Source organism: Arthrobacter sp. Z1-15, from assembly GCF_054792395.1.
On the sequence record NZ_CP096454.1, the window covers coordinates 307,672 to 321,289 of the forward strand.

The 13,618-nt window shown below is 62.9% G+C and carries 15 protein-coding genes and 1 tRNA gene; 7 read left to right on the forward strand and 9 right to left on the reverse strand.

Features of this window, described 5'->3' with window-relative positions; all coding sequences use genetic code 11:
• Positions 1-29: 29 nt before the first annotated feature.
• The 4 genes from M1D40_RS01520 to M1D40_RS01535 all read right to left on the reverse strand — a co-directional run bounded on the left by M1D40_RS01520 (position 30) and on the right by M1D40_RS01535 (position 4,163).
• Entirely contained in the window at positions 30-1,955 is a 1,926-nt protein-coding gene (locus M1D40_RS01520) for an HNH endonuclease signature motif containing protein (RefSeq protein WP_461169953.1), read from the reverse strand.
• Between the two features lie 123 nt (positions 1,956-2,078).
• A complete protein-coding gene (locus M1D40_RS01525; RefSeq protein ID WP_461169954.1) occupies positions 2,079-2,744 on the reverse strand; it encodes a DUF4232 domain-containing protein in 666 nt (221 codons plus the stop codon).
• Between the two features lie 81 nt (positions 2,745-2,825).
• The gene (locus tag M1D40_RS01530) at positions 2,826-3,578 is read right to left on the reverse strand and encodes a YcnI family copper-binding membrane protein (protein ID WP_461169955.1); all 753 of its coding nucleotides are present in this window, start codon (positions 3,576-3,578) and stop codon (positions 2,826-2,828) included.
• A gap of 129 nt (positions 3,579-3,707) precedes the next feature.
• Positions 3,708-4,163, reverse strand: a complete 456-nt coding sequence (locus tag M1D40_RS01535) for a 23S rRNA (pseudouridine(1915)-N(3))-methyltransferase RlmH (RefSeq protein WP_341395407.1) — start codon at positions 4,161-4,163, stop codon at positions 3,708-3,710.
• A gap of 78 nt (positions 4,164-4,241) precedes the next feature.
• On the opposite strand from M1D40_RS01535, the gene M1D40_RS01540 reads away from it, so the two are divergent.
• From M1D40_RS01540 to M1D40_RS01550, 3 genes are all read left to right on the forward strand, one after another.
• Entirely contained in the window at positions 4,242-5,120 is an 879-nt protein-coding gene (locus M1D40_RS01540; protein ID WP_461169956.1) for a patatin-like phospholipase family protein, read from the forward strand.
• A gap of 284 nt (positions 5,121-5,404) precedes the next feature.
• Positions 5,405-5,872: a DUF4383 domain-containing protein gene (locus M1D40_RS01545; protein WP_461169957.1), complete on the forward strand. Its 468-nt coding sequence runs from the start codon at positions 5,405-5,407 to the stop codon at positions 5,870-5,872.
• Between the two features lie 198 nt (positions 5,873-6,070).
• The gene (locus M1D40_RS01550) at positions 6,071-6,853 is read left to right on the forward strand and encodes a GAF and ANTAR domain-containing protein (protein WP_461169958.1); all 783 of its coding nucleotides are present in this window, start codon (positions 6,071-6,073) and stop codon (positions 6,851-6,853) included.
• Positions 6,854-6,871: 18 nt separating this feature from the next.
• On the opposite strand, the gene M1D40_RS01555 is transcribed toward M1D40_RS01550, so the two are convergent.
• Entirely contained in the window at positions 6,872-7,147 is a 276-nt protein-coding gene (locus tag M1D40_RS01555) for a hypothetical protein (RefSeq protein WP_341395411.1), read from the reverse strand.
• A gap of 216 nt (positions 7,148-7,363) precedes the next feature.
• Here M1D40_RS01555 and M1D40_RS01560 point away from each other — a divergent pair, with 216 nt between their 5' ends.
• The gene (locus M1D40_RS01560; protein WP_461169959.1) at positions 7,364-7,942 is read left to right on the forward strand and encodes a hypothetical protein; all 579 of its coding nucleotides are present in this window, start codon (positions 7,364-7,366) and stop codon (positions 7,940-7,942) included.
• 140 nt (positions 7,943-8,082) lie between these two features.
• Here M1D40_RS01560 and M1D40_RS01565 read toward each other — a convergent pair.
• The 3 genes from M1D40_RS01565 to tadA all read right to left on the reverse strand — a co-directional run bounded on the left by M1D40_RS01565 (position 8,083) and on the right by tadA (position 9,263).
• Positions 8,083-8,170 (reverse strand) — tRNA-Ser (locus M1D40_RS01565).
• Between the two features lie 74 nt (positions 8,171-8,244).
• Positions 8,245-8,730 (reverse strand): pyridoxamine 5'-phosphate oxidase family protein, encoded by a 486-nt coding sequence (locus M1D40_RS01570; protein ID WP_341395413.1) that lies wholly within the window; start codon positions 8,728-8,730, stop codon positions 8,245-8,247.
• 62 nt (positions 8,731-8,792) lie between these two features.
• A complete protein-coding gene (gene tadA, locus M1D40_RS01575; RefSeq protein ID WP_445818939.1) occupies positions 8,793-9,263 on the reverse strand; it encodes a tRNA adenosine(34) deaminase TadA in 471 nt (156 codons plus the stop codon).
• A 103-nt stretch (positions 9,264-9,366) separates the two neighbouring features.
• On the opposite strand from tadA, the gene upp reads away from it, so the two are divergent.
• From upp to M1D40_RS01590, 3 genes are all read left to right on the forward strand, one after another.
• Positions 9,367-10,002 (forward strand): uracil phosphoribosyltransferase, encoded by a 636-nt coding sequence (gene upp / locus M1D40_RS01580; protein WP_341395414.1) that lies wholly within the window; start codon positions 9,367-9,369, stop codon positions 10,000-10,002.
• A gap of 536 nt (positions 10,003-10,538) precedes the next feature.
• A complete protein-coding gene (locus tag M1D40_RS01585; protein WP_341395415.1) occupies positions 10,539-11,402 on the forward strand; it encodes a winged helix-turn-helix domain-containing protein in 864 nt (287 codons plus the stop codon).
• A gap of 58 nt (positions 11,403-11,460) precedes the next feature.
• The gene (locus tag M1D40_RS01590) at positions 11,461-11,985 is read left to right on the forward strand and encodes a SixA phosphatase family protein (RefSeq protein WP_341395416.1); all 525 of its coding nucleotides are present in this window, start codon (positions 11,461-11,463) and stop codon (positions 11,983-11,985) included.
• 12 nt (positions 11,986-11,997) lie between these two features.
• Here M1D40_RS01590 and M1D40_RS01595 read toward each other — a convergent pair whose 3' ends face one another.
• Positions 11,998-13,425, reverse strand: coding sequence for a dihydrolipoyl dehydrogenase family protein (locus M1D40_RS01595; protein ID WP_461170980.1), 1,428 nt, complete (start codon positions 13,423-13,425; stop codon positions 11,998-12,000).
• Between the last annotated feature and the right edge of the window lie 193 nt (positions 13,426-13,618).

A 13,618-nucleotide genomic window follows, 5' to 3' on the forward strand; every position in this document is an offset into this window, starting at 1 on the left:
GGAGGCCGAATCCGGGACTGCAGATCCGTTCACGACACCCGGATCGTTGCGGATGCCTGACCGGAGTATCCAGAGCTCAGACCGGCACGGAAGAAGGTGTTCCGTAGCGGATTTCGATCGGGATCCACATATGCCGGCGGAACAAACCACGGCACGCCTGACCTCACATCGATGTGCCAGTTTTCCTTATGTACTTCGTGGTGGTGATGCGAACAGAGCAGTACTCCGTTGTCCGTAGAGGTCGGTCCGCCGTGGTTCCAGTGCCGAATGTGGTGGGCTTCAGTCCAAGGTCCTGGAATCGTGCACCCGGGAAAAGCACAGCCGCCGTCTCGGGCATGGAGGGCTTTGCGAAGATGCGGCGGGAATATTCGTTGGGCACGGCCTATGTCCAGAATTCTGCCCTCACCGGAGAGTACGACGGGCAACAGTTCGGCGTCACAGGCGAGCCTGCGAACTGTTGCCGCGCTAACAGGACCGGAGAAGGCAAAGTTTCCGGGTCTGACTGCGTTTCCATGCTCTGCTGTGTGCCCGTATCCCGCTGTGTGCCCGGGCCCTGCTGTGTGCCCGTATCCCGCTGTATGCCCGGGCCCTGCTGTGTGCCCGGGCCCTGCTGTCTGCCCGGGCCCTGCTGCGGATCCGGATACCGGTGTGTTTTCCGGTCCTGCAGGGGCCTTCGGCTGCGGCTCCGGGCCGTCCATCGGCTTGAGGAGGGAGCCGTAATCGAAGGTCTGCAGCAGAGATGCCGAATCGATCGTCACCAGCACCTGCGGACGGAGACCGCCTGAAGCAGGGACGCCGCCTGTCGCGAGGGCGGTTTTCGCTGCATCAACGAGTCCGCCGAGCAGCCGCTGGGGCCGTGTGCGGACATCTAAACGGGAGAAGGTGTCGGGATTAGCTGGTGTGCCGTCTCTGCCCTCGACACCAGCCGGACTGTTGGTGACCCTTCCTTCAGCAGCCATGACATCGCCGCCTTCGCCGCTGTGGGCCGGTCCCTCGCCGTCCCGCCCCGGTGCGGGCGCTTGCTGTATCCGAGGCCCTGCAGCTGCGTTCATCACCGTCAGCAGTGTCTCGTGCTGGTCATCGGTGCAATAGATGCTCAGATGATTGAGGCCGTTCTTTTTTCGGCCGGGAAACACTCCCTGAAAGCGGCGCAGCTCCTCAACCGTTGGCTCCGCTCCGTCCTGGTCAACCAGCAGCACCCATCGGCGGGCTGCTCTGACGAGGAAGTCCGTGTCCTGACGGACAGCAAGGGAAGCGAGATCAGCCTCAACGGTTGAACCCGTCGCGGCATCCGTACGGTGCCGGATCTCATCAACGGCATTGGCGACAATAGCTGCTGCTGCGGAGGACACCAGTCCGCTTGCGGAAGCGTCCGCGAGGACCGGCAGATCGGGCGGGAGAATCTGTCCGCTGGTGCTGCTGGAGGGCACCAGGTATGCGGCCAGCCGAAGACGCCGCTGCGCTTCGGCGCGGCTGATCCGGAGACGGCAGCGCATGTAATCTGCCGTGGTCCGGAATTCAGCACGGACTTTTTCACTATTCCCCGGCTCGCAGGACGGCTCTGATTGTCCCCACGTATTGTTCCATCCGGATAGATCGGCAGAGTGTGCAGACGACGCTTGGCTTTCCGAACCGGAACTGGCCACACCGGTAACTCCTGCATCGGAACCGTCGGCACCGAGGACGTCTCCTGTTGAACCTCCCGTGCCGAAGCTGTCGATAACCCGGTGCCTCTCCAGGGCCCCGGCGCAGACTACCTGGAGGTATTCCACCCGCCGTGAAATGGCTTCGATGTCCGCCGCGAGGACCGCTGCTTCTCCCGGGGCCATCATTGCGCTGGCTTGCACGGCGTGACGGCTCAGGTGCTGGACTCTCTCGGACGCTTCTCCCACGGACGCCAGGAAGGTAAGCACTCCCGAAAAGTCGGGATCCTTCATTTCAGCCGCTGTCTGCATGAATCAATTCTTCAGGAAACAGGCGACCATGGCTGGAAGAACTTTTCTATGTGGACAATTCCTTGGGGCAGCCGAGACAAAGGGTCCTGTGGAGGAGCACTGCGAATGCCTCGCCCGCAGAACTTACCGCTTCTGGACGGGGCCGACGCTGAGCAGTTCAACGTTCGGGTTGGCGCAGGCAAGAATCTGGTGGTCGATGTTCAGCGACTCAAGGTCGTCCGGCGGATACACGACCAGCTGGGTTGCCTGTTCGGAAACACAATCTTCGCCGTAGTTTTCCGCACGCGTTTCCTTCAGCTCAGAAACCACGGATTGGTTCGGTTCCAGAAGAAGCGGTTCCCCGGTGACCGGTCCGCCTGAGCGGACAGCGGCTGCTCCCAGCGGCTGGCCGGCGGCATTGATATAGGAAACGCCCGGATAGCCCTGTGCTGCGGCGCAGGGCGCCGCTGAAACGTTGGTGAGGACCAGAGTCCGATAGACGCTGCCGGCAGCACCGCCGCCAACGTTTTCCTCAACTGACCCGGCGAGATCGGCGGCTGAACAGGAAGCGGCCCCGGCTGGTGGAACCGGAGGTGCGGCAGTCTGCGTCGGCACCGGCGTCGGCACCGCCGTCCCGGGATCAGAAGCTGCGGGGCTGGCCGGTGCGCTCGCACTCGGAGAGACGCTGGACGACGACGACGACGGCGACTCGGACGACGCTGCCTCCCCTCCGCCCGATCCGCAACCGGCGAGGGCTAAAACGGCACCAATGGCCACAGCTGATACTGACGAAGACTTCCACAACCGCATATTCATAGCCTTACCCTGTCCTCAGGGAGGGGGAGCGTCAATTACGAAGCGCCGGAGGCACCGTAAATGACGCCGCAACCGTTACGGTTTCCGCGTCCGGTACAGTGCTGTGGCTCCCAGGACCAGTCCGAGGACGCCGGCACCCAGACCCGCGTAACCGGCAACTGCGGCGGCCTCAATGTCATCCTCGTCCACGGCATCGTTGCGGTCCTGGCCGTCTTCGCTGTCTCCGGTGCCGTCTTCCCTATCTCCCGCATCGTCGTGGGACTCTCCGTCATGGGAAGCATCCGAGTCTCCGGAACCTTCCGAGACGGTGAATGCCGGGGCCGGAGACTCAAGATCGGCATCCGACTGGCCCTCCGCCGGGAGCTGTGCCCAGTCGGTTTCACCCTCGGAACAGGACTGGAGAACGGGGAATGCCAAAGTCTCTCCTGCTGCATCGGGGAGCCGCACGCTGAGCTGGAAGGTGTCCCGGACGCCGTCGGGCAGCGGTTCAGCAGCCGTAAAAACCACCTGGCTCGTCCGCGACGCAATGCTCGTTCCGTTCTCCAGCACCCGCGGTTCTGCGAATTCCTCGGTAACTTTGCTGATCGTCCAGCCGGGGTGGGCGGTGGGAGTGGCATCGGTGATCTGTTCCGGCAGAGTGACCGTGACCGCCGTCGTCGGCGAACCCGAGCAGCCGTGGGAGGTCTCAAAGGTGAGGAGCGTTGACTCTCCTGCCTCCGTGGAATCCGGGTGAACATGCACATGGGCAGAGGCAGCACCCATGCCGACAGCCATGAGAACGGCTGCTGCTCCCGCGGACGTCAGGGAACGAAGAACAAGCGAACGCATGGAGAACCTTTTCAGAGCGCGGGGCGCGCAGGGCGAAGAGCGACGGCGGAACTTCGCCGCGCGGTGGTGTTTGGGGGCGATTCCACTGTACCGGGAGGGGTATGCAGGGCCCTGGAGGGAAACCATCAGCTATTCGTGGTGGTACGGACGGCCGCCGGCGATCTCCTGCGCGCGGTACACCTGCTCGGCGAGGATGAGGCGAACGAGCTGATGCGGGAAAACCAGAGGTGACAGGGACCAGATGAAATCCGCGCGGGCATGAACGCTTTCATCCACTCCGTACGCTCCACCGATAATCAGCGTGACATTGCGGGAATTGTCGAGGGGCTTCTGCAGCGTCTTCGCCAGAGCCGGAGAGGTGATGGCCTTGCCCCGCTCATCGAGCAGGATGACGTAGTCGTTGCCAAGCTTGGACAACAGGCGCTCCGATTCCTCCTTGCGTGCGGCGTCGCCCTCGCGCGCAGAATGGGGAATGGAGACCCAGGTGAGGTCAAAAGGCTTCTTCAGCCTTTTTTCGTAGCGGCGGATACCGTCCACAACCCAGTCTTCGTGTTTCCGGCCAACCATCAATACACGCAATGCCATGTCTCCATTGAATACCCCGGCACCGTGACACGGAAAAGTTGTGGCAAGCATCACGGGGCGCACGTCTAGACTGCCCGCATGACTAATAAGCATGAAACACGCGCGGTGGTTCTTGGTGGCGGGGGAGTGGCGGGAATTGCCTGGGAGATGGGTGTTCTGGCTGCCCTGCTGGAGCACGGCATCGAACTGAACGACGCTGACTTGGTGGTGGGCACATCCGCAGGCTCCGTTGTCGGCGCTGCCCTGCGGTTCGGAGTGGTGCGTCAGGTGCTGGCGGCGCAGCTCCGGGAGGACGATTCGGCGGAAACGGCTATGGGGCAGGGGGAGCTGGCGCACTTCAGCACCGACGGGTTTCTGAACATGATGGCCGACGCCGCGCGCGGCCCGGGAGGCGAGCAGGAAGCTCGGGCGCGGCTGGGTGCCCTGGCGAGGGCAGCCGGCAAGGGGCTTTCAGAGGATGCCTGGGTACGCACCATCCGGTCGCTTCTGCCGCAACCGACCTGGCCGCCCAAGCTGCTGAAGGTGACGGCGGTAAATGCCGACGACGGCGCCTTCACAGTTTTCGATGCATCGTCCGGTGTTGAACTGGCCCTCGCGGTGGCCGCCAGCTGCACCGTTCCCGGAGCGTGGCCGCCCGTGTCCATCAACGGCCACCCGTATATGGATGGCGGGATGCGGTCAGCTGTTAATGCAGATGTGGCAACCGGGTGTGACAAGGTTTTGGTCCTCTCCTGTGGGCCGGAAGCTCCTGAGAGTCCCTTTGGCCCCACACTGCCCCAGAGCATGGAGCATCTGTCGGGCCGGGCCGGCACCTTCCTGATAGAGGCCAATGAAGCAAGCCTGGTTGCCTTCGGAACGAACATGCTGCTCGAATCAACGAGACGCCCTTCGGCCGCCGCGGGCTTGGAACAGGGAAAGGCGGTGGCTGACGCGGTAAAGCATTTCTGGGGTGCCTGACTGTTCGGTGCCCGGCCCCCCTTGGCTGCCCCCCTTTGGCCGCCCGCCCCTTGCTCGGCCCCCCTGGCCGCCCGCACCCCGTTCTGCACCCGTATTCCGAGGGGCGCAGCGGATTCTCGACAAAGTGTTGACACGCCGAGCTTTTCCGACATGCTAGTAAGCATGCTTAGTATATTGGGTGATGGTAGGCGAAAGCCTAAGAACCCCGGCTGCAGCAGGCTGCGGCCCCACTCGGAGAGGGGTTAGGCCCCGCCTCGTTGATAACGGCAGATAGGAGAAGCTTAATGGCAACATCGGACCGTACCGGAGTAAGTACCGGGCGCACCAGGGTACAGACCGCGTCCATGGTCGTGGGTGCAGTTTTCCTGCTGGTCGGGATTTTGGGATTTATCCCGGGCATTACCACTAATTATGATCAACTGACCTTTGCCGGACACCACTCTGAAGCATTGCTGATGGGTGTTTTCCAGGTCTCGATTCTTCACAACATTGTGCATCTGCTCTTTGGGATCGCCGGATTCCTTTTTGCCCGTTCTGTCTCCGGAGCGCGCAATTACCTCATTTTCGGGGGCGTCATCTATTTGTTGCTTTGGCTCTATGGTCTGTTTATCGGACATGACTCCAGCGCAAATTTCCTGCCGCTGAACAACGCCGACAACTGGCTGCACTTGGTGCTCGGCCTGGGCATGGTGGCGCTCGGCTACTTCTTGTCCCGCAACCGAAAGTCTCCCCGGACTTCGCAGCCGAGGTAGACCGCAACCGCAGGACTATGTGCACTATAACCAGCACCCGCTGAAGGCAGGCGCGGTTCCCCGCGTCTGCCTTCGGCTGTCTGTGCCCAACGTTCAAGGGACTGGTCTCCGGTTGCACCAGCCGGAAGTTGGCTGCGGTGCTTTAATCGGAAAGAGCGGGGCATCCTGCGATTCCACCCATCAGAGAAAATCGGTGAAATGACGAACTACAAGAGCACTTCGACTGATGTGACGGACCTGGAACCAGACACACAGGAGCGAAATGAGAGGGACTACTCAGGGCTGCTCCAGGACATGGTCCTGGAAACCAACGACGTCGAAAGCTTTCTTGAAGATTTGACGCGGCTGACCGTCGACACTCTTTCCGCGTCGGGGAAAGAAGTATTCTGCGGGGTGACCCTGCTGCGGCCAAACCGCGCCGGAACTGTGGCCAGCAGCAGCCCGGAAGCTCAGCAGATGGATGAAGTCCAGTACGAGTACGGCGACGGTCCGTGTCTGGAGGCCGCACGCAACAACCGCACGGTGCTGGTGTCGGACATGAGCCTGGATTCCCGGTGGCAGGAATACACTGACGCAATCTCCGAGTTCGGGCTTCGATCCATTCTGGGAGTTCCGATCCCCCTTGACGGGGAAGCGCAGTGCGGCTTGAACATGTACGCGCGGGAAGCCAACGCCTTCACCGACGAAATGGTCCGCGAAGCCGAAGAGTTTGCCCGTGGTGCCTCAAAGTCCCTCCGGCTTGCCGTGCGCATTGCGCATTTGACGGAGAGCCGCGAGAACCTCAAGGCTGCCATGACTTCCCGAACCACAATCGACCTTGCCGCCGGCATCATTATGGCGCAGAACAGGTGCAGCCAGGACGCTGCCGTGGGCATTCTCCGAGCTGCCTCAAGCGCGAGGAACATGAAGATGCGCGATGTGGCCGCCGCCGTCGTCGCCTCCGTCAGCGGAGCGGAACCGAAGACCCACTTTGTGGATTAGTGCTGTGGATTAACGCTGCTAAACGCGCTGGGGAGGAAGTTTAGTCTTGGGTCGTCCCTCGGCCTTGCCGCCTTCAACTCCGCCCACAATGCCGGTCTCACCGATGTAGCGTCGGCCGGAAACCTCGTTCCAGCGGGAGGCCGAGATTTCCTTTCGGACCAGCCACCGTCCCTCGTCCGCTGCTTCGAGAATGACGAGGGTCCCTCCCCGCGTTACTTGGTATGAGAACTTCAGCTCTTCGGTGTCCTCAAGTTCTTCAGCAGGTCCATCTGCTCTGAGGATGCGCACAGACATTGCGGCCTCCATTGGTTATGCCGGCAATCCGGGGTTGCCGGTCTGCGGCCCAGAATATGTCCCCGTAGTAGTCCTGGGAACAGGTTTTCTCAGGGAAAAGAGCTTTTCGGGCATCAGGCCGCGCGGGCATGCAGGCCGCCGCTGATGCTTCGGGTCCATAATCTTCGGAACTATAATCGGCGTGCGTTACATATCCGGTTCGGGGGAGGCCAAACGATGTCAGCAGCGAACTTTCTGGAGATAAGCATCACCACCGGCACAACCCTGGCAATTGCAGCGGTTGCCTGGTGGGCGCGAAAGTATCCCAACCGGTCCAAAACCCACCCGGAACGTGTCCGGATCCCCAAGGTGGTGCCGATCGTTGGCTGGCTCTTCGTCTCTGTGGGACTCCTGATGGGTCTGTGGGCTTTCACCTCCGCCGACGGCCCTCTCGGTGCCCGGATTGGTTCGACGGCAATAATTATCGGCGGACTGGCCTTCCTCGCTGCGTACCGGAACTTTTACGTGGTTCCGGGTGTCTACGGAATTGCCTTCCGCAGTGTCCTCGGAAAGGAGCATGAGCACCTGTACAGCGACATCGTCCACTATTCGGCGGGCGTAACGAAAGGGCAGCGGTTCCTCACCGTAAAGTTCGTTGACGGCGTCAAGCTCAGCCTGAACATCATTGCCTACGACGTGACACCCATGCTCCGGGCCATAGATTTCCACCACGCCACCGGCCGATGGCCTGTCCGCACCGAAGCCCCTCAGCAAGACATCGATCAGCAAGACCTCGATCAGCAACGGGCCAGCTAACGACCAGGCTGGTGCAGTGCGCGGTTTGCCGGAGCCACATGAGGCGAAGTTCAGCCACCTGTTTCCAGGGTCCGTCCCGCGGGGCACAAGAAAAGACCCCGGTTCCCTTGCTTTACAAGGGAACCGGGGTCTTTCTCAGTTGGCGGTGACGGTGGGATTTGAACCCACGTTGGCTTTCACCAAACAACATTTCGAGTGTTGCACCTTCGGCCGCTCGGACACGTCACCAACGCGTCAACCTTACCGGCTAAAACGCCCTGCCCCAAAACGGCCGGTTGCGAGCCTCGGAGGCCGCGGCGGAACTAGAGGTCGACGACGTCGTTCTTGCCAACATTGGGGGTGCTCCCGGTGACGGCGCTCTTCGCGATCTTGAAGATGCTGGCCACACGGGGCTCGTCGGACGCCCAGTATTCGGCCGTATCCGTGTCGACCTTGATCAGGGCGACCGAGGGATCTTCCCGGCCCTCCTCGAACCACGCAGCTGCAGACGACTTCCACAGCTCGTCAATCTTGCCTTCATCCTTGGTGATCGACGCCGTGCCGCTGATGGAGAGGTAACCCTTGGAATCATGGATGGAGACGTTCACGTTGGGGTTGGTCCGGATCTCGTCAGCCTTGGGGGAGGGGTCCTGCGTGAAGAACCAGAGGTTGCCGTCGGAATCCGTCTCCTGCAGCTCCAGCGGACGGCTCACGAGGTGGCCGCTTGCATCCACGGTGGTCAGCTGCGCAATTTTGGCGTGTTCGAGGATTTTGACGACTGTGTCCAGTCCGTCCTGATCTGCACTCATTGAGAAACTCCTTGGGATAACGGGTTCTGAATTAGTAAGCCTACGTAGGGAATTGGCCCGTGTCAGCCTGATCGCCGAGAGCCGAAAAAATCGGTGAGCAACTTTGCGCACTCCGCTTCCCGTACTTCGGGGAAAACCTCCACCCAATGGTTCAGGCGCCGCTCCCGGAGGATGTCAAAAACCGATCCGGAGGCTCCGGCCTTCTCATCCCAGGCCCCGAACACCACCTTCGGTATCCGTGCCAGCACAATCGCTCCGGCACACATGGCGCAGGGCTCAAGGGTGACCACCAGAGTGCATCCTTCGAGACGCCACTCACCTGCAGCGGCTGCAGCTTGGCGGATTGCCACCACCTCGGCGTGGGCCGTGGGGTCGCCACTGGCCTCCCGTTCGTTGCGTCCGGTACCAATTACGGTCCCGTCAGGACCGATGACGACGGCGCCGATGGGCACGTCGTCGGTGGAAAGGGCTCCGCGGGCCTCGGCAAGGGCAAGATCCATCCACGCCTCATGCTGCGCTGTTGGGGGCATCATGCTCCCATCTTCCCGCAGAACACGCAGTTCCCCGCAGTCGCCGCCGCCGGGCGGGCAGTTGCTCAGCAGGGGTACCTGTCCGTGCGAATGGTAGTTTTGAAGCATGCGCGTACTTGTAGTGGATCACCCCCTTGTTGCCCACAAACTCACCGTTCTCCGCGATAAAAGCACCCCTTCACCGGTGTTTCGACAGCTCACGGAAGAACTCGTCACCCTTTTGGCTTACGAAGCCACCCGCAACGTTCGCGTTGAGCCCGTCCAGATCGAGACTCCGGTCACGACGGCGGTAGGCACCGGGCTGGTCAAGCCCACCCCGCTGGTGGTGCCGATCCTCCGTGCCGGACTGGGCATGCTTGAGGGCATGACCCGCCTGGTTCCCACCGCTGAGGTCGGATTCCTGGGGATGGCCCGCAACGAGGAAACCCTCGAAGCGATCACTTATGCCGAGAGGCTTCCGGATGACCTCACCGGACGCCAGGTCTTTGTCCTGGACCCCATGCTGGCCACCGGCGGAACCCTCCGCGAAGCCATTAAGTTCCTGTTCAAGCGCGGCGCTGCGGACATCACGTGCATCTGCCTGCTGGCCGCTCCGGAGGGACTGGAAATCCTGCAGCAGGAACTGGCCGACGCGAACGTCACCATTGTGCTGGCTTCGATTGACGAGCGGCTGGACGAAAAGTCCTACATCGTTCCCGGCCTGGGCGACGCCGGTGACCGACTGTACGGCGTCGTCGACTAAAAGCTCCCGGAAGACAAGAGAGGTGTCCAATATGTGGACACCTCTCGGAGTGCTTGACTCGCACCCGTTTATAAGATCATTTATGGACGGGTGCTTTTTTATGCCCGGCGGCCGTCCTGCGAGCACTCATAGGGGCCCGGCACTGTGGGCCACGCCCCGGAAATGCCTGTTCCCGGGGTGCTGACTGTGAGGTGGGTCAAAAGAGCGCTTTCCACGCCCAATAGTGTGAGGTGCATCACTTTTAGGCCCGATCCGTCCACATGGTGAGACGATCACCGCATTATTACTTGCGCGTACTCCTTTGTTACATGCAATAATCCGTAATGTGAACATCCACACGGCAGCACCTGTCGCAGTCCTTCCCGCCGGCCCCGCCGGCGAGAAGCCGTGCTGTTGTCGAATGCACGCCTGAGTTACCCACCCCCATATCTCAGGCACCACTCAGGCCCAATGACGGGCGAAAACTGCGCCATCTCGACCCGGGCACACCCCCAGCATTCGAGCGTGATGACGGTCATTCACATTGAGGTTGCAACATGTCAGTAGCATCAGGGTACGTACACATTTCACTGCGCAATGCGCAGAACCGGGCCGGCGCGGCCCGGCAGGGCGCAGCAGGGGACTTTCCCCGCCAGTACGGCGGAGCGACGTACGGAGCCCAATATGGAATTCAAGGTTTCGGCCAGCAGCCGCCACGCCCGCTGCAGCCCGTATCTCCGGCCAGCGATGCGGCACCCATGACGGCCCCAACAGCAGTCGTCACGCCCAACGGAATCCCCGGCCCCCAGTCCGTCAGCAACGACACGGTAGCCCGCGGGTTTGTCATCTACGTCGGCCTCGACGAAGACACGGCAGCTGCCAACGGAACATCGCTGACGAAGCTCGCCCAGGAAGTGCGCGCCTACATCCAGACGCTCTGCCCCGGAGCGCAGAGCCATGCCGCAGTGGCGCTGGCACCGGCAGAGGCTCCCGGAGCCGATATCGACGTCGTACGCCAGGCACTCGGTGATCCCACCGCCCAGCGCCGTCCCCGTCCGGAAGCCGCACCGCCCGTGCAGGCGCAGAGCGCCCCGCGTCCGTCCGGAGTCCTGATTGACCTTTCCCGCCGGGAAGTGCATCTTGACGGCGACACCCTGAACCTGACGTTCAAGGAATTCGAACTGCTCAACTACCTGGTGGAGAACGCCACCCGGACCGTGGGCCGCGAGGAACTGCTGGCCGGCCTGTGGCGCAACGCCGAGGAAGTGCCGAACGAGCGGACCATTGACGTGCACATCCGCCGGCTCCGTTCAAAGCTCGGCCGGTTGGCGAACACCGTCCGGACGGTCCGCGGCCAGGGTTACCGCTTCTACGAGCACCCTGAAGTTGTTGTCTGGGCAGCACCCGAATACAGCATCTGACGGATCGGCGGTGCCGGGACCGGAATTCCGGTACCGGCACCGCCGATAGACTGGGCCAATGAGCGGCCACCACCTAAAAAAGCTGATGCTCCTGCGGCACGCGAAGGCGGCTTGGCCCCGGGACGTTTCCGACCATGAACGGCCGCTGTCCAGCCGCGGACACCGGGACGCCCCGCTGGCCGGACGCTGGATGGTGGAAAACGACTCCATTCCGGATTTCATTCTGTGTTCCTCCGCCCTGCGCACCCGGCAAACCTGCACCTGGATCTGCGAGGAGCTGGGGGACAAAGGACCAACCCCGAAGCTCGAGGACAGTCTTTACAGCGCCACAGCAGCACAGATCCTCAGTGTCATTAACAATGTTCCGGAGACGGTTACCAGCCTGCTGGTAATTACCCACCTTCCCGGAGTCCAGGACCTCGCCATGCGGCTGGCCTCAGTGGAGTCGAACGAGGACGCGGTCATGGAAATGGCCACCGACTATCCCACATCAGGCCTGACCGTCATGGAATCGGCCAAACCGTGGGCAGAGCTCGACGGGCGTGACGCCCGAATCTCCGACTTCATCGTCCGCCGGGCCTGACGGCAGAAACCCCTACAGCCCGTACTTTTCCAGCAGCCGGAGCCAGATCTCGCTGATGGTGGGATACGAGGGCACCGCGTGCCACAACCGCTCCAGCGGCACTTCGCCGGTAATGGCAATAGTGGCCGCATGCAGGAGTTCGGAGACGCCCGGACCGGCAAAGGTCATTCCCACGACTACCCTGCGGTCTTCGTCCACCACCATCTGCGCCCAGCCCCGGTAGTCGTCGGCGAACAGGGCTGACCCGGCCACCGACAGCTCCAGCGAGGTCTCTGAAGCATTGATGCCGTCCGCCCGGGCCTGTTCCGCGGTCCGGCCGACCATGGCGATCTCCGGATCCGTAAAAACCACCTGCGGTACGGCAACATGATTAGCCGTCGACGCTTCCCGGCTCCACGCCCGCGGTGCAGCGGTGGGCGCTAACTCGCCGCGGGCACGTGCTGCAATGGCCGCCCCGGCGGCACGGGCTTCGTATTTGCCCTGATGCGTCAGCAGCACCTTGCCGGCGGCGTCCCCCACCACATAGAGCCAGTCAGTGCCGTTCACCAGGCCCGTGTCATCCGAAGTCAGCCTGCCCGCGTCGAACTGGTCCGCGTCCAAACCCAGATCCTCCAGGCCCAGCTGCTCCAGCGCCGGAGACCGTCCGGTGGAGACGAGCAGCCGGTCGGCAGATAGGACGGAACCGTCCTCCAGCCCCATCTCCACACCGCCGTCCGCCGTGCTGCGCACAAACTCGGTGGCGGCAAACGTGCGGAGCTCCACGCCGTCGGCCTCCAGCCCCGCCTTGACCAGTTCGCGTGCCGGGTCCGGATACATGTCCAGAACGTCGTGCCGCGCCACCAATGTGACCCGGGACCCGAGCCGGGCCCACGCCTGCGACAGCTCAGTGCCCGAAACTCCGCCGCCGAGGACGATCAACCGGGCAGGAACCTCCTGCGCCGAGGTCGCTTCCCGCGTGCCCCAGTACTGGACCTGGTCCAGCCCCTTCAGTGGAGGTGCGATGGGCAGGGAGCCGGTGGCGAGCACGACGGCGCGGCGCGCGACAAGGGTGGAGGTGCCGCCGTCGTCGTAGTGGACCTGCACCTCCCGCGGACCGGTTATCCGCCCCCGTCCGCGCACCAGCCCGATTCCGGCGCCCTTCACCCAGTCCTCCTGGCTCGAATCGTCCCAGTGCGACGTGAAGCTGTCGCGGCGGTCAAGCACGGCCTGCGGATCCAGGGTTCCGGTCACGGCCTCCCGGGATCCGGCAACGGCTTTCGCGGAGGCGAGGGCGGTTCCCGGGCGCAGCAGCGCCTTCGAGGGCATGCAGGCCCAGTAGGAGCACTCGCCGCCGATCAGGGCCGGCTCCACGAGGACGGCTTCCAGCCCGGCCTGCGCCACCCGGCCCGCTGCATTTTCTCCCACCGCCCCGCCGCCGAGGACGACGACGTCGGTCTCCATCCGCTGCGGCCGCTGCCCGGAGGCACCCGCCTGTCCGGTGCGTTCCTGTCCCGATCCGTCGTATTCGGTGCCGCTGCGTTCAGTCATGCACTAGAGCTTGGCACGCGGCGCGGCCCATGCGAAAGCCCCGGGCGCCGGACGCCGGGCGGGCAACGGCGCAGGAAATCGGGAAGCCTGCGCCTAGGCTGGTAGA